This window comes from Moorena producens PAL-8-15-08-1 (assembly GCF_001767235.1).
GTDB classification, from domain to species: Bacteria; Cyanobacteriota; Cyanobacteriia; order Cyanobacteriales; family Coleofasciculaceae; genus Moorena; species Moorena producens_A.
The window spans coordinates 4,338,990-4,361,990 of record NZ_CP017599.1; the positions used below are offsets into that span (position 1 = coordinate 4,338,990).

A 23,001-nucleotide genomic window follows, 5' to 3' on the forward strand; every position below is an offset into this window, starting at 1 on the left:
GCAAATTTGAAAGAGTTCTCACAACCTTGCCGGAGCATCAAGGTAATTCTCTTGAATTAGAAAAGATAGAAAGAGGTTGAGATATGCCTGGTTGATGGATTCCAACTGAATATTACTTTGAGCTAAACCATTAGTCAAATTTTGATAGTCAAATCTCAGCACCTTGCCTGTATAAGGAGGATTATAGGGTGAGAACGCAGGAAATAACGAATATAGACTGTTATTACTCGCTTGAGAAATTTCTAGTTGTGTAAATTGAGTTCGCCACTCTGAATAGGGGATAGCTTCTAAAGGATAGCCAAAAGCCTTGATCCACTCAAACAATGTTTGTAGATTTACGGTTTCAGGATTATTGATATGGAAAACTTTACCCAGCTGACCTTTCAAAGATAGATGAACAATTGCTTTACTTACGTAATCTACAGGAGTCAATCGGTCTACCATCTGATCACTGTCGGGATATTTGCCAAACTGGATACAACCTCTCAGGAAAATGCAAAGGAAGTCCTGCATGTTCATGATGCCTGTCTGGCAATGGCTAAAGACTCTCCCTAGTCGGTAAATTGAAGTGGGTAATCCACGATTTCGTGCCGCCATAACAAGTTTTTCTGCTACCCACTTGCTCTGGCTGTATCCTCCTTTGAGTCCTTTGGCATGAATCAGGGGATCATCCTCAAAAATAAGGTTTTGTCCAGAATAACTTCCGGCAGAAAAAACTCCAAGGGTTGAAATATGGTGCAGCGGTTTGACTCGACTGGCACATGCTAGCTTTATAATCTCCTGGGTTCCTGCAACATTTACCGGACTTAAAAAAGAGTATGGATACATGCTATTGACCCAGGCTCCAGAGTGATAAATAGATTCAACCTGATGACTGAGCTGTTCGTACTCTGATTCCTCAAGACCAAACTTAGGCAGTGAGAGATCTCCCTTAATCACAACCACTCGCGATTGATAGGTTTCATGCCAAAGACCAAAAGATTTCAGGAGCTTGTGCAGGCGCTGCCAACCCTGAAGGGGATCGCCAGTCCGCATGAGACAGTAAATCTTGGCTGAAGTTTGTTTGAGTAATTCATGCAGGAGAAAAATACCGACAAAACCTGTTGCTCCTGTTAAAAGAATGTGATCTGGGTTGCGATAAATTTGTGCCTTAGCAGGCTTGATGTTTGGATCTAAAATGGCTTCAGCTTCTAAATCAACAAAAGATGTGCCAAGTTTTGAAATATCCTGATCGCTATTTCGAATCCGATCTATAGCTTGAGCCAGCTCTAACAGTGTTTTGGAGGTAAATAAGAGTTGAACGGGTAGACTAATTTGCAAAGCTTCTTGTAGGCGAGTAATAACCTTAACAGCTAGCAAAGAATGTCCCCCAAGGTTAAAGAAGTTGTCATAAAGACCAATCTGGTCCACTCCTAAAACATCGGCCCAAACCATTACTAAGAGTTGCTGGGTGGAGGTGGAAGCAGGGACAAAAGTTGTCTGTCGCTGCAAATCAGAAACGTTGGGCGCAGGCAGTGCTTTACGATCTATTTTGCCATTGGGCATTAAGGGTAATTCTGCCAGTGACACAAACGAACTGGGCAACATATAAGCTGGTAAGCTTTGCTGCAAATATTGCCGCAAGACTGGTGGATCTACATGAACGTTATCCTTCGCTACCACATAGGCAATCAGTTGCCGATCTCTAGTCTCAGATTCACGAGCGATGGTGACAGCCTGACTAATATCTGGATGTTGGCTTAAGACGGTTGTAATTTCACCTAACTCAATGCGGAAACCACGAATTTTCACCTGTTGGTCCAAGCGACCCAGGTATTCAATGGAACCATCAGGCAAGTAACGGGCTAGGTCACCAGTTTGGTACAATCGCCCAGCACCAAAGGGATTAGCAATAAACTTTGTGGCAGTCAACTCTGGACGATTTAAATAGCCACGGGCTAACCCTGCCCCTCCAATATACAACTCGCCAGGAATTCCTATCGGAACAGGTTGTAGATGACTATCCAACAGATAAACCTGCGTATTCACAATAGGGCGACCAATAGTACCAGCACTATGAGCGGACTGTAAACGACAGATCGTAGCATCTACAGTACATTCTGTTGGACCGTAGAGATTAAAGCAGTGAATTGTCTCGCAGCTTTGAACCGCTAGCCAAGTGGAGGAGGCAATCGGTTCTCCACCTACTAAGATGGCTCTCAGGGGTACTTCATCTGTGCTAAGGAGACCTGCTTCTATCAACCAGGTGAATTGCATGGGTGTACAGTCAAAAACATCAATCTGATATTGCTTGAGATAGTGCAGTAGAGTTGAGCCGCTGTATCGATCGCTTTCTGGAACAATGACTAGGGTGTGCCCATGTAAAAGTTGAAGAATCTGCTTAACCGATGTGTCGAAGGCATATGAACCATTAATACTAATGCAAAGGTTCTCCTTACTATGAGTCAGAGAACTGTAAACAGCGTGCAATAATCCCTGATCCAGGTTCAGTACAGAATGATGAGTGATCGCTACGCCTTTGGGTTGTCCAGTAGACCCTGATGTATAGATGACATAAGCAAGGTTAGTAGGATGGACCTTACTGTGAACTGTATCAGTGCTGTATTTAGCAAAAACGTCATCTTCTACATCCAAGCAGATGATTTGAGGTCGGTGAAGCGGTAATTCCTTTAGCAAACATTGTTGAGTGAGGAGCAGCCCAATCTCTGAATCTTCCATCATGTAAGCAATTCGATCACTCGGATAGGTGGGGTCTAAGGGAACATATGCCCCTCCTGCTTTAAGAATACCTAGCACGCCCACCACCATCTCTAGGGAACGCTCAACACAAATACCAACTAATACTTCGGGGCCTACACCTTGCTGCTGTAAGTAATGAGCCAACTGATTAGATCGCTCATTCAGTTCCCGGTAAGTTAGTTTCTGCGCTTCGAATATTACAGCAATGGCATCAGATGTGCGCTCAACCTGAGCTTCGAATAATTGATGAATACATTGATCATGAGGATAATCTTTCTGAGTTTGATTCCAGGCAACTAACAGTTGCTGTTCAGCCTGAGTCAGGAGGGGAAGTTCTGCAATTCCTTGAGTACTATCAACAACAATGGCTTGTAAGAGAGTCTGAAAGTGGCCCAACATCCGTCGAATTGTTTCAGCCTTGAATAAACCAATATTGTAAGTACACCGTCCTGCCAAACCTTCAGGATTCTCAAAAAGATCAAGTTCAAAATCAAACTCACGAATGGTCTTCAGTTCTACGCCTAGACGTTCTACTTTCAAATCAAAGAGTTCTAATTTATCACCCAGGGCATTCTGCAAAGCAAACATGACCTGAACGATAGGATGATGATTGAGGTGACGTTCTGGTTGTAAGGTTTCCACCAGTTTTTCAAAAGGCAAATCTTGGTGAAGATAAGCCTCCAAGGTTGTTTGTCTGACCTGAGCCAATAACGCCTCAAAGCTAGGATTGTTAGACAGATCAGAGCGCAGTACCAGGGTGTTGACAAAAAAGCCCAGCAACGATTCAACTTCAACCTGTTTGCGGTTGGCGATTGGCGATCCAACCACAATATCTGATTTTCTGGTGTAGCGCGAGAGCAACACTTGAAACGCTGCCAGTAAGGTCATAAACAGGGTGACACCTGCTTTTTGGCTTAGGGTCTTCAGTTGTTGCGTCAGGCTAGAATCCAGCCAGAACCACTCTATTCCTCCCTCAAAGGTAGCTACCTCTGGGCGAGGATGATCTGTGGGGAATTCTAACAGGGGAGGAGCACCATCAAGTTTCTGTTTCCAATAGTCTAGATGGCTTGTCAGGGCTTGACCTGCTAACCATTGCCGTTGCCATTGGGCAAAGTCTGCGTATTGGATTGTTAATGGAAAGAGTGGAGAGGTCTTTCCTTGACAAAAGGCTTGATAAAGTTGAGATAGTTCCTGAATGAATACCCCTAATGACCACCCGTCTGAGACAATGTGGTGTATGGTTACTAGCAATACATGGGTAGTGGGGGACAGACACAGTAACTTGGCACGAATCAGTTGATCTTGACTAATATCAAAGGGCTGGTGGCTTTCTGCTTGAATTTGATCTTTAACTTGGCGTTCTTGGTGTTCGCTGTGTAATTCAATCACTGGCAAGGTAAAGATTCCAGCCTCATTAATATACTGGTAAGGTGTACCCGTATCATCAGCTTTAAAGGTGGTCCGTAGGGTCTCATGACGATGAATGATCGCTTTAAAACTTTGCTCCAATGCGGTGTGGTTCAACACACCCTCAAGTTTGAAAGCATTGGGGACGTTATAGCCAGCGCTCATGCCTTCGAGCTGAGTTAGAAACCAAAGCCGTTGCTGAGCAAACGAAACGGGCAAGAGTGTTGCACGAGAAACGGGCTGAATGGCAGGAAAAGAGATTAAATCCCCTTGCTGAGCAGTCTCTATTGCCTGGGTGAGATCCCTCAATGTCGGTTGCTCGAACATCACTTGCAAAGGCAGTTCAACTCCTAGTCTATGGCGAATCCGCGACATCACCTGAGTTGCCAATAAAGAATGTCCCCCTAGCTTAAAGAAGTCATCGTCAAGGCTAATCTGTTCAATTCGCAAAACCTCACGCCAAATCGCAGCTAACAGCTCTTGAGTCGGGGTCCTCGGTGCAACAAATTCTCCCTCTCGATGCACATCTATAACATCGGGGACTGGCAAAGCCCTGCGATCGACTTTGCCATTGGCGGTCAGAGGTAAATGGTCTAAGACAACAAAGTGCTGAGGCAGCATATACTCAGGCAACTTGTTTTGCAAAAACTGGCGTATTTCAGGAATCAGTTTGTAAGTTAGCTTACTTTGTAGGGGGATATTGGCATAGTCTTGCCTCAGCTTAAGAGGACTTCGGTGCTCTTGCCAAAAGGCAACCTTTTGAAGAGCTGAGACAACATCCTGGTCCTTGGGAACAGTCTCACGTAGAAAAACTACATCATAATACCCTGTTGAACTGGCTTCCCACCAACTCAAATGCACCTGATAGCCCAATTCTTCTGCTAATTCCCAGAACATATCCGGCTCAACGCCACTGGAGTTGTTGTGTGCTCCATCACCCATTACACCCATTAGATGTTGTCGGAGATGTTTAACGGTTTTGAATTCCTGAGACGATTGCTCCAGACATTGTTGGACTTGTAATGCCTGTTGAATTCGCCCATTGGGAATACGACGAATACCCAACGATTCTGGACGTTCTTCCAACAACACACGCCGAACTTGAGTCAACATGTCTGGGTCATCCTGCCAGTCCTGCCAAGCAATTGTTACATTTTCCCTTGGTTGAGTCATGCTGAGATGGAGCGTTACATCATAACGAAACTGGGTTAACTCATTGTGATGTTTGCCTCGCTTCGGTTGAACTTCAACATGGCTAATTTCAGGGAAATAGTGAGGTAAGGTAACAAAGAAATCTGGATCAATGACAAGCTCTTCTTCCGCTTGCAAGCTCTGCTGACATCGAGTTGTAAGTTCCTGTAACAACATTGAATCGTCCGCTTGCAAGTATTGCACCATCGTATGAAACTTATCTAATAAGGGTAAACTCCGAATATCTCCCACAAAAATGCGACCGGGGGTGCCAGGAATAATGACATCTATTGCCCCTTGTAAAACCTGGAGAAGATAATGAATACTGGGGAAGTATTGAATGACTGAATTGAGTATAACGGTGTCAAATTTTTGCTTAGGAATCCCTTCAAAGTCATGGGCTAATTTATGATGCAAAATAACATGACTTAAGGTCGTTTTACTTTGCTGTAGATTTTGGTTATAGGCTAAGGCTGCCCTGGAATAATCAGTTCCTTCATAATGTTTGCAATGGGGGGCAATTCGACTTAACAATAATCCTGTTCCGCAGCCAATTTCTAAGACTGACTGAGGGTGATAATGCTGAATTCGTGACACGGTATGCTCAACCCATTCCCTCATTTGGATAGCTGGGATCGGCTGACCTGTATAACTGCTATTCCAGCCTACAATATTGAAATCCAAGTTAGAATTTAAGCCTGTCTCATCCGGTTCTGAAGTGGATGGACTGTAGATTTCTTCGTAGAGGGTTTGCCAATCCTCTAATAATTCCTGTTCTGCCTGAGCAAGTAATGCAGCAATCCCTTGTCCGCGCCAGTCAGGCACTAAATAAGCAATCAAACTTTTATGACTGGTTGCATCTCTATGCACCGTAACAACTGTTTGAGAGACAATTGAATTCTGCCGAATCGTTGCTTCAATTTCTCCCAGTTCAATGCGGAAACCACGAATTTTAACTTGATGGTCAACTCGTCCAAGAAACTCAATATTGCCATCAGGAAGGTATCGGGCTAAGTCTCCGGTTTTATACAGTGTGTTCGAAGTTGAAATCTGGGGAGTTCCTTTTGATTCTCTCCCTTCATCCTTTTCTATGACTTTGCCAGAGAGAAAGGGATTCACGATAAAGCGTTCTGCGGTCAGATCAGGACGCTTGAGATACTCGCGTGCTAAGCCGTCTCCGCCAATATAAAGCTCTCCAGGTACTCCAACTGGAACTGGGTGAAAAGTTTGATCTAACAGATAGACTTGAGTGTTTGAAATCGGAGATCCGATCGGAATTGATGTGCCGATCTCATCAAGATCTCGAACAGGGTAACAGCAGGTAAAGGTGGTATTTTCTGTTGGACCGTAGCCATTAATCACCAGGGTGTTGGGTAAGGCTTGAACTACGGTTTGAACATGAGCAACAGAGAGAACGTCACCTCCAGCTAAGAGTTGTTGAACAGAGGAGAAAGCTTCAAGATGCTCTTCCACCATTTGATGGAAGAGCCCAGCAGTGAGCCAGAGAATCGTAATGTGATGATGCTGCAGGAGGTAAGCAATTTCAGCCAGAGAAGAACGAGAGGCTGGAGCGAGCACCAAGGTAGCTCCGTTGAGTAACGCACCCCAAATTTCAAAGGTGGCTGCATCAAAAGCAATGGAGGCGAGTTGTAGAAAGGTATCCGCTGCGGTGATGTTAACATAGTTGGAATTGACCACCAAACGAACAACTCCCCGATGGGAAACTGCAACCCCTTTGGGTTTACCTGTAGAACCGGAAGTATACATCACATAGGCAAGATTGTCAGCGGTGATTGATTTTCCGCTCAAAGAAGTCCCAGCCTGGGTTTCCAGGATAGGAGAGATGGTGTCTGTTAACGTTCTCTTCAAATCAGGCTGGACATCGTGTTCTTTCCGGTTAGTCGGTTGTTGAGCAGCAAACTCTCTTAAGTTGATTTCATCTAAACAAATGAGGAAACAGGTCTGAGAATCCGAAAGGTGGGCTCGAAAAGCTGTTTGAGTAATTAATATCGGTATTTGTGTATCTTCGGCAATGAAGGCCAAACGTTCTGAGGGGTAGTTTGGATCAAGGGGCACATATGCTCCCCCAGCTTTAAGAATTGCCAGTATGGCCACAATCAGGTCAGGCGATCGCTCCAGGCAAACCCCAACCAATACGTCTGGATCGACACCCCAGTTCCGTAAGTAAGCGGCAAGCTGATTGGCCTGGTAATCCAGCTCCTGATAAGTAAGTTGTTGGTCTTCAAATACTAGGGCAATGGCATCTCCTGATCGTTCTACCTGTTGCTCAAATAGTTGATGAATACAGGAGTTACGAGGGTAGTCTCTTTGAGTCTGATTCCATTGCGTTAGAATCTGGTGTTGTTCAGCAAGAGTCAGAAGGGGCAACTCATCGATCCTTTGACTGCTATCGATCACCACTGCTTGCAATAACCTCTGAAATTGTTCAAATAACCGCTGGATCGTTTCAACTTTGAACAAATCACCCCTGTAAATACAGGAGCCGACCAACCCCTGAGGTTTTTCCCAAAGGTAAACTTCTAAATCAAATTCGCGGGTTGTCTCAACCTCTGATCTGAGGGACTTGACTTCTAAGTCTGGTAGTTCTAAATCAGCATCTGGAACATTTTGCAAAGCAAACATGACCTGAATAATCGGATGATGGTCAAGACGACGCTTCGGTTGTAATTCCTCTACTAATTTCTCAAAAGGTAGGTCTTGATGCGTGTAAGCCTCTAGCGTGGTTTGTCTAACCTGTCTAAGCAGTTCCACAAATCTAGGATTGCCGGACAAGTCGGAACGCAATACCAGGGTATTGACAAAAAAACCAATCAAAGGCTCAATTTCAGCCTGATTACGATTAGCAATGGGCGCACCCACCACAATATCGGTCTGTCTGGAGTAGCGAGATAATAATATCTTAAAGACAGTAAGCAAGGTCATAAATAGGGTAACGCCTGCTTTTTGGCTGAAGGCTTTCAGATTCTGGCTCAGGGATGCATCAACCTGAAAACTGACCTCCCCCCCTTGAAATGTTTGCACAGCAGGTCGAGGGTAGTCTGTGGGCAGTTCTAATAGAGGGGGAGCGCCTTCCAGTTGTTGTTTCCAATAGTTGAGTTCAGCCTCTAAAACTTGATCGGTTAGCCATTGCCGTTGCCAACAGGCAAAATCTGCATATTGGATCTGTAAAGGGGAAAGGGGAGAAGATTGATTCTGGCAAAAAGCTTGATACAGTTGGAGTAGCTCTTGTTGGAATACCCCGATCGACCAACCATCACAAATAATGTGGTGTATCGTGACCATCAAAATATGATCAGTAGGCGACGATTGCAGCAGTTTGAAGCGAATGAGCCTGTTGTGAGTCAGATCAAAGGGTTGTTGACTTTCTACTTTAATTAGCTCTTTAATCTCGGCTTCTTGTGCTCCTGCTTCCAACTCAATCACGGGTAATGTTATCGTTCCAGGCTCATTAATCCGTTGACAGGGAATACCTTGACGATCAATGGGGAAGGTAGTGCGTAGGCTTTCATGACGTTCGATGAGGGCTTGCAGACTTTGTTGTAGTGCGGGTCGATTCAAATTCCCAGTTAACTGAAAAGTTCTACCCGTGTTATAGCTTGTTGTATTGACCCCTTCAAGACGATTGAGGAACCAGAGCCGTTGTTGGGCAAATGACAGGGGAAATGATTTGGGGTCGCTTAAGGGGTTGCGATCGATCGGCTGAATAGGAGGTAAGGGAGAAAAATCTTTCTTCTGAACAGAGTTCACAGCCTGAGCAAGGTCTATTAACCTGGGTTGCTCAAATAGAGTGATCAGTGGGATCTCAACCCCAAAACTTTGACGAATTCGAGAGATAACCTGAGTCGCTAATAACGAATGGCCTCCCAGTTCAAAGAAATCATCCTGCAGACCCACCTGTTCTAAACCCAATGCCGAGGCGATGATATTGGCAATAACAATTTCAACCGGACTGCGAGGCGGAACAAAGGTAGCTTGTTGTAGGTGTTGCAAATCAGGAGCAGGCAAAGCAGCACGGTTGATCTTGCCATTGGGGGTCAGGGGGAATTCTGACAGCAAAATGATCGCCATTGGCACCATATAGTGAGGCAATAGTCCTCGCAAAAACCTCCGCAGTTCAGGAGCAGAAGGCTGATCACTCCCACTGTGCAAAACTGCATAGGCGACCAATTGTTGTTCGCCACGTTGATCTGGTCTCAACAAGGCAATTGCAGTCTGAATGGCTGGATGTTGTTCCAGGGTTGCACTGATCTCTCCGAGCTCGATCCGGAATCCGCGCAACTTAACTTGGTGATCAATCCGTCCTAAAAACTCAATTCTGCCATCAGCAAGATAACGCACCCGATCACCCGTTTTGTATAAACGATTGGCTAGAGAGTTTGCAGGTAAAGCCTTGCCAAAATCCTCGTGCAGCCTCTTTAAGCTGTGAGGCATTGCGGCAAATGTTGCCTGGGTCAGATCAGGACGGTTGAGATAACCTCGTGCAAGACCGATCCCCCCAATATACAACTCGCCAGGAATACCGATCGGAACCGGCTGACCATAGGGATCTAGAATATAAACGTTGACATTGGGAATGGGGCGACCGAGTGTAATGATAGGGTCCTCTGGTTGACAAAGGGCGATAGTCGTATACACACTCGCCTCTGTTGGGCCGTAAGCATTAAAAAATTCCCGACCCTTAGCCCACTCTTGCATCAACGGAACAGGACAGGCTTCCCCTCCTACAATCAGCACTTGTAAACTGGGGATTGGCATGAGCGGTAAAGTCGCTAGGGCAGATGCAGGTAATGCCAAATGCGTAATTGCCTGCTGCTGGAGAAGTTGCACTAAATCTAAACTCGGAAGCAAAGATTCTGATGGATTCAAGCATAAGCAAGCCCCAGAACTTAAAACCATCAAGATTTCTGAGATTGAAACATCAAAACTCAAGGAGGTAAATTGAAGAACCCGACTGTGGGGGTTGACTTTAAAGGTCGCAATCAGAGTTGCTGCTAGATTGCTTAACCCCCGATGTGTGACCATTACTCCTTTGGGTCGTCCGGTAGAGCCAGAAGTATAGATTACATAGGCTAGCGTCTCTGCAGTAATGGCAGAGATTGGTGCTGTCACAGGTTGGTTAGCAAAAATAGCAGAGTCGCTCTCTAACATCACCACTTGTGCTGGGTGAGATGGAAGTCTAGTCAGTAGAGTGGGCTGAGTCACAAGCACTGAAACTTGTGCATCTGCAAGCATATAAGTGAGTCGTTCTTGGGGATAGGTCGGATCAAGAGGGAGATAGGCTCCACCTGCTTTAAGGATGCCAAGAAAACCCACAACTAGCTCTATAGACCGTTCGACACAAAGACCTACGACAACTTCTGGACCAACCCCAAGACTTTGGAGATAATGAGCGAGTTGATTAGCCCGATCATGCAATGCTTGATAAGTGAGCGTTTGCTGTTGAAACTGGACAGCTATAGCATCTGGATGCTGAGATACCTGCTGCTCTAACAGAGTTAGAACCTGTGAATGAACAGAAATGTCACACAGAGAATCCATTTGGGTTTGATTCCAAGCAACTAGGAGTTGATAGGATTCCTCAAGACTTAAAAGCGGCAGGTGACAGATCGATTGATCAGGATTTCTGACAATTGCGGCAAGGAGCGTTTGAAAATGCCCAATCATTCGAGCAGCAGTGTCCTGATCAAACAAATCCGTGCTGTATTCTAACTTCCCTCTCAGCCCAGATTCCCGATTTTCAAGACATAAGGTTAAATCAAACTTGGCCGTGACCCTTTCCGTTTGTAAAGGAGTCAGGGTTAAATCCGAAAACTTCCACTCATCAACCTCATTCTCCTGTAGAACAAACATCACTTGAAACAGCGGATTGTAACCAGGGTTTCGTTCGGGTTGTAGCTCTTCCACAAGCTTCTCGAACTGCAAATCTTGATGGGAATAAGCGTCTAACGTTACCTGTCGTGTCCGATCCATTAATTCTCGGAAGCTTGGATTACCAGAGAGATCAACCCGCAACACTAACGTATTGACAAAAAAGCCGATCATCGAATCAAGTTCAGGATGATTGCGACCTGCGATTGGGGTGCCCACTATAATATCTTCCTGGTTACTGTAACGGCTGAGCAAGGCCATAAAAGCCGTCAACAATGTCATGAATAGTGTTGTTCCGGCTTGGTAACCCAGTTCTTTAATTTGTTGCGTCAGGTCTTTACTGAAGTCAAAAAGCTGAGTCGCACCTCGAAAGGTTTGCACTGGAGGGCGAGAATGATCAGTAGGTAAATCCAGCAAAGGTGGTGCACCAGCTAATTGATGTCTCCAATACTCCACCAGATTTGCCAATCGTTCTTTTGATAAGCATTGTCGCTGCCAGTGGGCAAAGTCTATATATTGAATTGGTAACTCAGGTAATGGTGAAGACTCACCATTCAAAAAAGCCGTATAAAGACTTCCGAGTTCTCGCAACAAAACTTTTGTAGACCAGCCATCTGTAATAATATGATGAAAAGTTAATAGTAAGATATGCAAATGCTCTGACAGATGAAGCACTGTGGCTCGCAATAATATCTCTTGAGATAGGTCAAAAGCATATTGACTTTCTGCCTGAATGAATTGTTCTGTTTGAGTCAACTGCTCTTGGCTAGGTAGCGATTGTAAATCAACAACTGATAAGATCAGATTTAAACCAGGTGCAATTGCTTGTATTGGGATCCCTTTTTTTATGAAAAATGTGGTTCGTAGTACTTCATGACGGCGAATAATCTCATTTAAACTTTGTTCAAGTATTGAAACATTGAGTATTCCTGAAATTCGAAAATTATGAACCACATTGTAGTTAGTATCACCAGGATTAAGCTGATTTAGAAACCACAGTCTTTCTTGAGCAAAGGAGAGACTATAGTTTCCTTCACGAGGAACTTTTACTATAGTTTCAACTGCTTGATTCTTATATTTATCCCACTGTTGTAGAGTCTCAATTATTGCTATTTTATGCTGTTGCAACTGATCTCGTAAGGCTGGATTCAAAGCTCCTTCTGGAGCTCTACATTTTAACCTAGGTGCTTGAGTTGAATCACTATATTCAAGCCATAGCTTTATTCCCAAACGACTGAGATCAGATAAAAGATTCTCGATTACTGTCATAAATCTCCTGTTTTATAAGAGCTTGAAATGCTTAAACTTTTTGCTCAACAAATTTTAGAAAATATAACTTTTACTCCAATACAGGTGTCTCGAAATAACATTCGAGGTAAGGATTCAGGTCGTAAAAATAGGGATAAGTTAAGGAAAACCCATGTCACGACCGATGTGGGCACGTAATGCTTCAGCAAAAAAGTTGACGACACAACGTTGCTGAGAACGACAGGTTTGCACAACAGTCAAAAGTCTGGCGGTGTTTTCAAATCTTTCCAAGGAGCGAGAACCTCCGCGCTCCCTTACGCTTTGTAACAGCCAATCAATGACAACGTTCTGCCAAATTGTTGTCAGGAGGTACTTCTGGATGCATGGCGAAAATACCACCACTGATCAAACTTGTTTTGGAGATTATTTAAAAGCCTCAAAGCTCTTGCTCCCGCTTGCGGTATCCATTTATTGAAAGCTTTACTTAATTTGGATTTGAATTCCTTGGCCCATAATTCGTAAGCTTTATGATCAGCCTGGGTTTGCCATAAGTGATAATGCTCAAAAGCGCACATCTTGCAGACTAATAAATGCTTTGCCAATACTCTCATTGTGTAATCCAGGACATTTAATTAAACCCTTGAAATGCCTGCGCATATGTGCCAAGCACTTTTGTTGGGCTACTACAGGGTAACCATTAGTTAGTATACACGCTTTTCGTCGCTGCGCTCGAACTCCACCATACTTATCTCCTAGCAGTGACTCTAGTTCTTTTCGTGAACGTGTATCTGCTGCTCTAAATAGGCAAAAATCCTGGTTGGCGACTAGCCATAACCATTCCTTTACCCCAATGACCCCCCAAGGGGTTTCATCGACATGGACATTGGGTTGTTCTATTTTTACCCAATTTTCCAGTTCTAGTACCGGCTGTTCTATGGCTTGGGCTACTAGGCACGTTGGTGGCCCCTTTGGTTCCGACTCCAATCTCTACTTCACCCATCTGCTAAATCAACTCCTGGATCTTGGCATAGGGCATGTGGGCATAGTTCCCTAACCAACCGATCAGTGCTTGCAGTCTCACTCCTAGGTCTTGTCCTGGTACGATTTCCTGACTCCAGTTTGCCTGACTTACTTCCCCACACTGAAGGCATTTACGGCTCAGACGATGATACTCCACTACTTCAATTGGTTGGGCTACCAACTGCGCTACTTGGTGCTTTTCTATTTTCTCGGCACACCCATGAAAGTGAGTTCCGACCCAGTGAGTACAGATCTCTGGATGGAGCACTTCTATTCTGTCTACCCTGCCAAACCCAAAACGAGTTTTTCCTTGATGACCTGGTTGTCCTCGAAGTTTCCGCTTTTGCTGTCCCTGTGGAGTTTCTTCGAGTACTTTCTTTTTCTCTGAGACGCTTGATTATGTCCGTTGATGGGGGTTTTGATGATGTTTGGCTGTCCTTACCTAGGATTACACTCAGCCGTGCCACCTCTGTTTCAAGTGCCTTGATTATCTTAACCAATTCTTCTGTAGACAATTGGTTGAGTTCTTCTTCTGTATGTCTTGGATGCACTGGCTTTTTTATGATCACAACTTTTCTCCTATCCTAGTCTCCGATACTTTTTAGCTACCAAAATCTACTTTGCAGATTTTAGCCCACTAATGCAAGCTGATCTCGCAGCCAGGGGGTATCTCCCAAGGCCAAGATCGGTTTTGTTCCGCTCAAGGCGCATAAATCTGTGTTTAATAGAAAACGCAACCACTATCATGGTTTGCTTTGGTTTTCGGCTTCAATTCAATTTTCAGAATCTTTTCAATGACACTAGAAAACTAATCAAAGTCTAACATATTTTTGGAGATACTGCCAGATATTTGGATAAAATCGTCAACAGTGGCTAGCCTCTGTCAACCCCCCTTCTCACCCACCTGAATCCTTACCATTCGAGTTTTTCCCGTATTTGTTCGATTGTAATATTATACTAAACCCCCTTAAGCGACCCCGGTTGTAGAAGAGATTGTCATATCTTCCATGGTAACATGGGTAACATGATATCAAATTTTATCACTATTCCCTATTCCCTGTTCCCTATCCCCTATTCCCTGTTCCCCACCTCCACTGGTCAGTTTTCAACAGGCGTAACTGCTCACCGCAATAAAGATGCTCTATTGACAACGGAGAAGCCAAATTGAACACTTGGGTGTATGTAGCAATCCTATTACATCAATAGGATGTAATAAGTGATCGGCTAAAACCCAGGTAGAGCAAGGATCGAATTTCAGAAATTCCCACGACCTATTAAGGAATTGCTATATTGGCTCTTATGACTCACCGTTCGCTCACCCTTGGTGAGCCATTCGGAATCACAATGTCAAAAAGCTACGACCTAAGGGTTGAAGGAGATATTGGGGTTTCCCAAGACTGGGATCGCGAATCTCAAAATGCGATCGCGAATCTCAAAGTGCGATCACGAATCTCAAAGTGCGATCGCAAATCTCAAAGTGGGTTGGCAAATGAACAAACAGTGAGATATGAGTCATTGTTAGCGGACAATATCCGCTTTCGAAGAACCTGAGGACTCGAATAGCTTTACCATTCGACCCATGAAAATCAAACTATGGTTTACTCTAATTGTCAGGAAAATTCTAAGCCTGGGGGACTTCGACCAGCCAAAGACAATAATTCACATAAAGCAGCGATGTTCCTGTGGAGCCGCTGGTTTTTTTGGGGCAATTACCTGTGCCACTACTCATCCCCATACCAATGTCACTCTCCTAGAAGCCTCACGCCAGCCATTATCGAAGGTGCGCATCTCTGGTGGTGGACGCTGTAATGTTACTCATGCTTGTTTTGACCCAGCCCAGTTGGTGCAAGCTTACCCGAGGGGAAGCAAAGCATTGCGAGGGGCTTACACCCGCTTTCAACCGAAGGATACCATTGCTTGGTTTGGTGCTCACGGTGTTGAGCTGAAAACTGAGCCTGATGGCAGGATGTTTCCGATTACTGATAGTTCCGAAACGATTGTTGATTGTCTCTTACAAGTGGCTAAGAGGGCAGGGGTGAAGATTCGCACTAGTAATCCGGTTAAGTGGATCTCTCGGCAATCTTCCCAACACCCAACTCCTGACACGCCACACCCGACCCCAGGAGGATTTGAGATTGGGTTGAGGAATGGTGAGACTATAAAATGCGATCGCGTTTTGGTTGCTACTGGTAGCAATCCCCTAGGCTACCGTTGGGCAAAAGCCTTAGGTCATACCATCGAAACCCCGGTTCCTTCTCTATTCACCTTTAATATCCCAGACTCCCGTTTACAGGATTTAGCTGGGGTTAGTGTTAAACAGGTCTGCCTCAAATTACCAGATGCTGGTAAAACCTTGAAGGACCAAACGGGACCATTGCTAATTACCCACTGGGGTTTAAGTGGTCCAGCGGTACTGAAGCTTTCTGCTTGGGGGGCTAGAGTATTGCACGAACACCATTATCAAATGCCCTTGTTGGTGAATTGGCTTCCTGATTACAATCCAGACCGGTTGCGGAAATTACTCCTCGATGTTAAATCCCAGTTACCTCGACGCTTCATTACTACTAGTTGTCCCATTCCTATCCCAAAGCGCCTTTGGGTGAGCTTAGTCACTAGTGTGGGAGTGGGTACAGAAAACCGTTGGGCTGAGTTATCGAAAAAAACCGTACATCAGTTAGTTCAAGAACTGACTCAGGGAAGGTATTTGATTCAAGGTAAAGGGGTTTTTAAGGAAGAGTTTGTCACTTGTGGTGGTGTTAGTCTCAAAGAGGTGAATTTCAAGACTATGGAAAGCCGCCAATGTCCAGGTCTTTACTTTGCTGGGGAAATTCTCGATATTGATGGAATTACTGGGGGATTTAATTTTCAGAGTGCTTGGACAACGGGTTGGTTGGGAGGTCAAGGGATTGGGAATAGTTAGTGCTTTGGTAATTGGTAATTTGTCTTTTCTTTGTCCATTAATTGTGATAGTATTTGCGTCCTTAGTTAGAGTTCAAAATCCCAACGTACCAGTAAGCCATTTCAGAGTTTTGTAAGTCAACCAGATCCGACGCACGGTTCGGAAGGGAGTGCGGTTGTGGCAACAGGCCCTTCGACCCTACTCGCTCCAAAAACTCGCTGCACATCAAGACCCTGCTAGAACTACACGGTATGATACGAGGGCAGAAAAAACTCTGAGGCGGGCTGTTCAAGTTCTGCATATTCCTATAGGATAAAGAGCGATCGCATTCAACAGAGCAAACACTCTGGGTGACAACATACCCTTGGGAACGTACACCAATGGAAACTATCTCAAGCTTAAGGATCCTCTGACCATGAACTTAGTAGCAAATGAATGCTCTGCCGCGAACGCCTCAAATTCGATTCCAGTTATCGATTTTCAACCCTTTATAACAGGGGATTCTAGTAGCCAGAAAGCAGTTGCTGCCAAGCTGGAGCGAGCAATGCAGCATGTAGGATGCTTTTATCTAAGTAATACTGCGGTTTCCCTCACAGCAGTAGCACAAGTATTTACCCTATGCAAATATTTTTTTGCTCTGCCCTCATCGGAAAAAGAACAATTACTGATTCCCCCAGATGGGTCATATCATGGCTATATCGTTAAGCGGGCGGACGGGAAGATTACCAGTGAAAAACTAAGTATAACTCAAGAGAATTTACAAAGCCCAAGTGTAGGAGTGCAGGATCAACGAAGTCAATGGTTTGAGGAACACCCAGAGTTTTGTAACTCTCTTTCCCAAGCCTATGGAAACTTTCAAGACACAATGGATAACATATTTTTGGCTTTGGCGATGGCCTTGGATGCTCCCCAAAATTACTTTAAAGATCTTCATTCCCAGCGTAATGATAGTATGCTTTTACACCACTATCCACCCCTTGCCCCAACCCAAGAATCTGTGCCGATGCGTAACACTGAACACATTGATTATGGCAGCCTTAGCTTCTTGTTTCAGGATGAAGTGGGTGGGCTAGAAGTCTATACTCAAACTGGAGACTGGGTTGCCGTACAACCGATTCAGAATATTCCGTTAATTGTCTTGGGAAACATCATGTCCCGCTGGACTAATGATAAATATCCAGGAACTATGCATCGCGTCTCCCTAGCTACAGCACGAAACACTACTCGGGAAAGATACTCCTTTGGGTTATTCCCTGCCCCCAATGAAAATGCTGAAATTACTTGTCTCGAATCCTATTTAGCCCCTAACGAAAAGCCCAAATATCCCCCTATTCTTACCCACGAGTATTACAATCAAGGATTTGAAGCCAAACAGAAACAACAGAAACAGCTTGATTAGCTGTGAAATTTCAGCCTATCCCTGTTTGAATCTAAAGCAAAGATGACTATTAAACGTCGCCAGGTGATTAAGTTGTGTTCAAGCCTGCCCCTGGCTTTTGTAGCTGGGGATTGCTTTGCTGTAGCACAACCAAGGTCTACCTTAGAAACTCAGCCTTTAACAGCGTTTCTAGGACAGTTTCCCCATCTACAACACTGTCAAGGGATCGGGCGGGGATATCTCCAACAGTATCCTGAGCTTGGCCCACTAGAACAGTTGCGTCAGGCGATCACCAAAGACTTTCTCCTGCCTGATAGCCAAAGCGATCGCTTTAACTGGCTACGAAACCAAATCAGAACAGATTTTGCCCAAAAGAACACCGTTCAAGTTGAAGGCTGGATCTTATCAAAGACAGAAGCTCAACTTTGTGCCTTAGCCTGCTGCGAAAAACAACAAACAATCAACTGAGGCTTCATCCATTTATCCAGCCATGTATCTTGATGCCAGAACCTTAGAAAACCATACCCAGACAACCGTAGATCTCTGTATTATCGGAGCTGGAGCAGCCGGAATTACTATTGCCCGCGAGTTGATTAACTCTTCAGTCAAGGTGCTGCTCCTCGAAAGCGGTGGATTTGATGGGGATATTCAAACCCAAGCCCTCTATGAAGGGGAGAATATCGGCTTGCCCTATTTTCCCCTCGATAGCTGCCGCCTACGCTATTTTGGGGGAACTACAAATCACTGGGGGGGGATGTGTGCTCCCCTGGATGCGATCGATTTTCAACCGCGCCCTTGGGTTCCCTACAGTGGTTGGCCAATCCGTTATCACGACTTAGTACCTTACTATAACCGTGCCCATCAGTTGTGCCAGCTTCCCTCTCCTGACTATGAGATGGGGTTTTGGGAATTCCACGATCCAGAATTAGAGCGGTTGCCCATTGATGAATCAAAACTCACCTACAAAATTTTTCAATTAAGTCCACCGACCCGCTTTGGCCAAGTCTATCGTTCAGAAATTCTTCAGGCGAATAACATTATCCTCTGGACTCATGCCAATGTTACTGCCATTGAGACAGTTCCCCAGGCAAACACAGTTACTGGACTTCGAGTTCGCTGCTTCAATCAACGAGAACACTATGTCCAAGCTCGATTTTATGTTCTAGCCTGTGGAGGGATTGAAAATGCCCGTTTACTGCTGCTGTCGAATCAAACGATACCTCAAGGACTTGGAAATCACTATGATCTAGTAGGGCGCTTTTTCATGGAACATCTCCATATTGCGTCGGCTCAAGCCTGGGTACGTGCCAATCTCCCCTGGAAAAGGTACATTTCTTATGAATTAAATGCTCCTAAAGTGCATTTAATACCTAGTGAAGGGACTCAAGAAAATGAGCAAATTTTGAACTTTACCTTAGATTTAATCGAGAGCGATTATTTCGGGGTTGATTATTTTGAACAGCTACAGGCTCAGGGCGGTTTAAGACCGGAAATGCAGCTTTATCTGGATGCCTTAACAGCAAGTTTGTACCCAACTAAAATGGATTCCTATCAAACCTTACTCAGCAATGAAACTCCCTCCTCAATGGATCAACTGATTGTTTTTTCGCGCATCGAACAAGCCCCTAACCCAGAATCCCGCGTGAGCTTAAGCGAGGAGAAAGATGAACTGGGGCTACCCAAAGTGCAGTTAAACTGGCAGTTAACCGACCTAGATCGCCATAGCATTGAAGTGGCTAATACTTTCTTTGGACAGGAATTAGGACGCCTAGAACTTGGACGATTGCAGTATTTTGATTGGCTAAATCAAACGGACTCAGGTTGGCCGCCTTTTCCGGATGTGATGCGGGGCGGTTGGCATCATATGGGGACAACTCGCATGAGCGATCGCCCAGAAACAGGGGTGGTTGATTCTGATTGTCAGGTCTTTGGGATTGATAACTTATATATCGCTGGCTCTTCTGTCTACCCGACAGCAGGTACAGCAAATCCGACCTTAACCCTAGTCGCCCTGGCATTAAGATTAGCTGATCGCCTCAAAGGCAAATTAACCCGTTCCTTTCCTTCTGAAATTGCGGATGAATGCTAAAATTCATAAGATTAATCGTAAAACAAAAATCCATCCTTTAGGAATTGCCGCTCCCACAGATTTTGAATTTGATGAAGGTGAAGATATTGCTGTAGAAACCCTGCTGAAGAATCCTCATATCAGTCTCTACTGTTTAGACCCTGATGAGAGGCGCGTCATTTTGGTAGAAACACCAGAGGATGTTGTCCTTTCAGATTTTCCCTTTTATTACTCAGCCCAATACCAGCAAGCGGTTCGTTTAGTTACCTTATCCTATGATAGGTTACATGATATTGCTGATCAAATTGATTTCGATAGCCAACAGTTAATCTTAATTTATTCAGTCGGTCGCTGTGGCTCAACGCTGCTCAGTTCAGCTTTGAATCAACTCAAAAATATCACTGTTTTTTCTGAGCCGGATGTTTATTCTCAGTTGGTGCGCCAGCGTCAATGGAATGGCAATAACGATGCTCAAATTAGCAAATTATTAGTAAGTTGTACCAAACTTATCTGTCGTCAATCCACTCCTAAAATTAGCGATCGCCGCTGGGTAATTAAATTGCGCAGTTACGGAATAGAGCTGGCTGATTTATTGGCTAACAACTTTCCTCAAGCCAAAATACTGTTTTTATATCGACAGATTGAAACTTGGATTCGTTCCTCATTACGAGCTTCTATCGGCGAGATTCCAGATACTCCTGAGTCTCTAGAATCAATGCAGAAAGCGGTGGGCAACCTCGTTTCTTTAATTGCCCGTTTTCCAGAGCCAAATCGTCCCTTGTCCTATATTGAAATATTAACCGTAACTTGGCTTTCAGTTCTAGAATGTCTTCAAAGGCTGCACCAGCAGGGTTATCCTCCGTTTATCATCAATTTTGAGGATTTAATTGCAACTCCCAACTCTGTGATTAAGCAAATTTTTGATTTCTGCGATTTACCCCATAACAACCTCAGTCAAATCTTGAAGGTATTTACACAAGATTCTCAGTCAAGCACAGCCTTATCTTGGGAAAATTTACAGCGAACCCAACCTCAGTTAACCCCTGAGCAGTTGGAACAGTATCTCAGAGAAGCTAAAAGCCTTGTTAACTGCTACACTAACTGCAAAAATATAGCGCTACGCGCTAGGGAATAGGGAATAGGGAACAGCGGATCTGGGAACAGCGGATCTGGGAACAGATTGCTGTCAAAGGATTTCAGGATTTAAAGATGTCCTAACAGATGTGCGTAGCGCTATACTGAATTTTTGACTTCAAAGTCTTTAACTCAGATCTTGCACCAGTACATAAATACTGAATAACCAAACTAGGAACAATCAATTTCAGTACTGAAACAGTCAAATCTGATCACTGTTACCTATTACCTGTTACCTATTACCTATTACCTATTACCTATTACTTATTACCTATTACCTATTACTTATTACCTATTACCTATTACCTATTACCTATTACCTGTTCCCTGTTCCCTGTTCCCTGTTCCCTGTTCCCTTGTTTCTTAAAAGTTTAATCTCCTCTAGTAGTATTCTAACGGATGAATAATATCTCATCAGAACAATCCTCCTTTCTCAAAGTGATCCAGGACATGGGATTATTCCTGTTTATTTGGGGAGGCCAACTTTTTGCTGCTACTGGATCTGCCATAACCCGCTTTTCCATGAATGTTTGGGTTTATGAGTACACAGAATCTGCCATTCAATTTGCTTTGATTAGTGTTTTTGCCACCCTTCCCTTCGTGTTGCTCGCTCCTGTGGTTGGAATTGTAACAGACCGCTGGAACCGCCGGTGGATTATGGTCATTAGCGATCTTTGTGCTACGTTGGGGATTTTTGCTCTAGGTTTATTAGTACTATATGGTCAGCTAGAACCCTGGCATGTCTATGTTTTTAATGCCCTTGAAGCGACTTGTGCCGCTTTTCAAACCACAGCCCTGTTTGCTTCCATTAGCTTACTTGTATCAAAACAAAATCGGGGTCGAGCTAATGGTTTAATGAGTTTTTTAAGCGGTATGGCGAGAGTTTTGGGACCCTTGCTTGGAGCAGTATTTATCGACTGGATTCACGTCCAAGGCGTATTATTTTTACAGCTGGTTTGCCTTGTGATTGGAATTTTGCCCCTCTTGGTAATTACCTTTCCTAATCTGAAAATAGAGGACAAAACCGCTGAAAGTTCTTACATCGCAGATATGTTCTTAGGTCTCAAGTATCTTAGGTCATATCCGGGTTTAGTGGGAGTAATGCTGATTTCCAGTTTCACCTTTTTGCAAATGGGTGCGATTAATGTCATCACAACTCCTTTAGTGATAACAGTAGCTTCCCATGATATTTTAGGTCGTATTCTGTCCTGTTTTGGGGCAGGTACCATAATTGGTAGCTTGGCGATCGGGTTTTGGGGAGGGCCAAAGCTCTACATGAGGGTGATTTATGGCTGTATGCTGGTGAATGGAATTTTGCTAGTGTTTGCCGGTTGGTCGTCGTCTCTGGTGATTTTTACCATTAGTATTTCCCTATTTACCCTGATTCGCCCAGTGCTTTACACCTTCTGTCAAACTATTCTCCAAAATAAGGTTGATCTCAACATCCAAGGTCGGGTATTTTCGTTGAAGTCAGCATTAGATGCGATCGCCGTACCTGCCGGTTTCTTGATTGTCGGACCGTTAGCTGAAAAAGTCTTTGAACCCTTGATGATCTCAGATAGTCTTTGGGCTAACCGAATTGGGACTTTGATTGGCACAGGGGTCGGTCGTGGTATGGGACTTTTGCTGATATTGTTAGGCGGTGTCAGTTTGTTAATCACCCTGTTAGCGAGTTGGTATCCCCGCTTGCGATTATTAGAAACAGAATTGCCTGATGCTGTTGATAGTGTTGAACACTATCCCATTGAAGCAGGTATGGATAAATCAACATCCATAGATAATGCTTCCCTGGCGAATTAGTAATTTGAATAGGTGTTAGGTGTTAGGTGGTAGGTGTTAGGTGGTAGGTGGTAGGTGGTAGGTTTTAGGTTTTAGGTTTTAGGTTTTAGGGAATTTTCCAAGAAGGTGCAAGGTTTTTGAGCCCAACGATTTAATTTCCTAGCACTTTAACCCGGAACGCCCTAATGAAATCTTGACTTATTACTTATTACTTCAAAACCCGAATCAATAAACTTATTCAGCAAACCC

9 protein-coding genes and 1 pseudogene are annotated in these 23,001 nt (G+C 44.3%); 8 read left to right on the plus strand and 2 right to left on the minus strand.

What is annotated here, in order from left to right; genetic code table 11:
• Positions 1-18 precede the first annotated feature (18 nt).
• Both BJP34_RS16125 and tnpC read right to left on the minus strand, forming a co-directional pair.
• Positions 19-12,495 carry a non-ribosomal peptide synthetase gene (locus tag BJP34_RS16125; protein ID WP_070393219.1) on the minus strand — a complete coding sequence of 4,159 codons (12,477 nt, stop codon included), beginning with the start codon at positions 12,493-12,495 and terminating at the stop codon, positions 19-21.
• A 138-nt stretch (positions 12,496-12,633) separates the two neighbouring features.
• Positions 12,634-14,057 (minus strand): annotated as a pseudogene (gene tnpC / locus BJP34_RS50460) (IS66 family transposase).
• A gap of 461 nt (positions 14,058-14,518) precedes the next feature.
• On the opposite strand from tnpC, the gene BJP34_RS43475 reads away from it, so the two are divergent.
• The 8 genes from BJP34_RS43475 to BJP34_RS16165 all read left to right on the plus strand — a co-directional run bounded on the left by BJP34_RS43475 (position 14,519) and on the right by BJP34_RS16165 (position 22,773).
• Entirely contained in the window at positions 14,519-14,662 is a 144-nt protein-coding gene (locus BJP34_RS43475; RefSeq protein WP_158517253.1) for a hypothetical protein, read from the plus strand.
• A 176-nt stretch (positions 14,663-14,838) separates the two neighbouring features.
• Complete coding sequence (locus tag BJP34_RS16135) at positions 14,839-15,045, plus strand: hypothetical protein (RefSeq protein ID WP_070393220.1); 207 nt, start codon at positions 14,839-14,841, stop codon at positions 15,043-15,045.
• Between the two features lie 28 nt (positions 15,046-15,073).
• Entirely contained in the window at positions 15,074-16,414 is a 1,341-nt protein-coding gene (locus BJP34_RS16140; protein ID WP_229424394.1) for an NAD(P)/FAD-dependent oxidoreductase, read from the plus strand.
• A 394-nt stretch (positions 16,415-16,808) separates the two neighbouring features.
• Entirely contained in the window at positions 16,809-17,792 is a 984-nt protein-coding gene (locus tag BJP34_RS16145; protein ID WP_070393221.1) for a 2-oxoglutarate and iron-dependent oxygenase domain-containing protein, read from the plus strand.
• Positions 17,793-17,834: 42 nt separating this feature from the next.
• Positions 17,835-18,239 (plus strand): hypothetical protein, encoded by a 405-nt coding sequence (locus tag BJP34_RS16150; RefSeq protein WP_070393222.1) that lies wholly within the window; start codon positions 17,835-17,837, stop codon positions 18,237-18,239.
• A 22-nt stretch (positions 18,240-18,261) separates the two neighbouring features.
• A complete protein-coding gene (locus tag BJP34_RS16155; RefSeq protein WP_070393223.1) occupies positions 18,262-19,860 on the plus strand; it encodes a GMC oxidoreductase in 1,599 nt (532 codons plus the stop codon).
• Positions 19,850-20,974: a sulfotransferase gene (locus BJP34_RS16160; RefSeq protein WP_070393224.1), complete on the plus strand. Its 1,125-nt coding sequence runs from the start codon at positions 19,850-19,852 to the stop codon at positions 20,972-20,974. The genes BJP34_RS16155 and BJP34_RS16160 overlap by 11 nt, the downstream gene beginning before the upstream one ends.
• A gap of 398 nt (positions 20,975-21,372) precedes the next feature.
• Positions 21,373-22,773 (plus strand): MFS transporter, encoded by a 1,401-nt coding sequence (locus tag BJP34_RS16165; RefSeq protein ID WP_070393225.1) that lies wholly within the window; start codon positions 21,373-21,375, stop codon positions 22,771-22,773.
• Positions 22,774-23,001 lie beyond the last annotated feature (228 nt).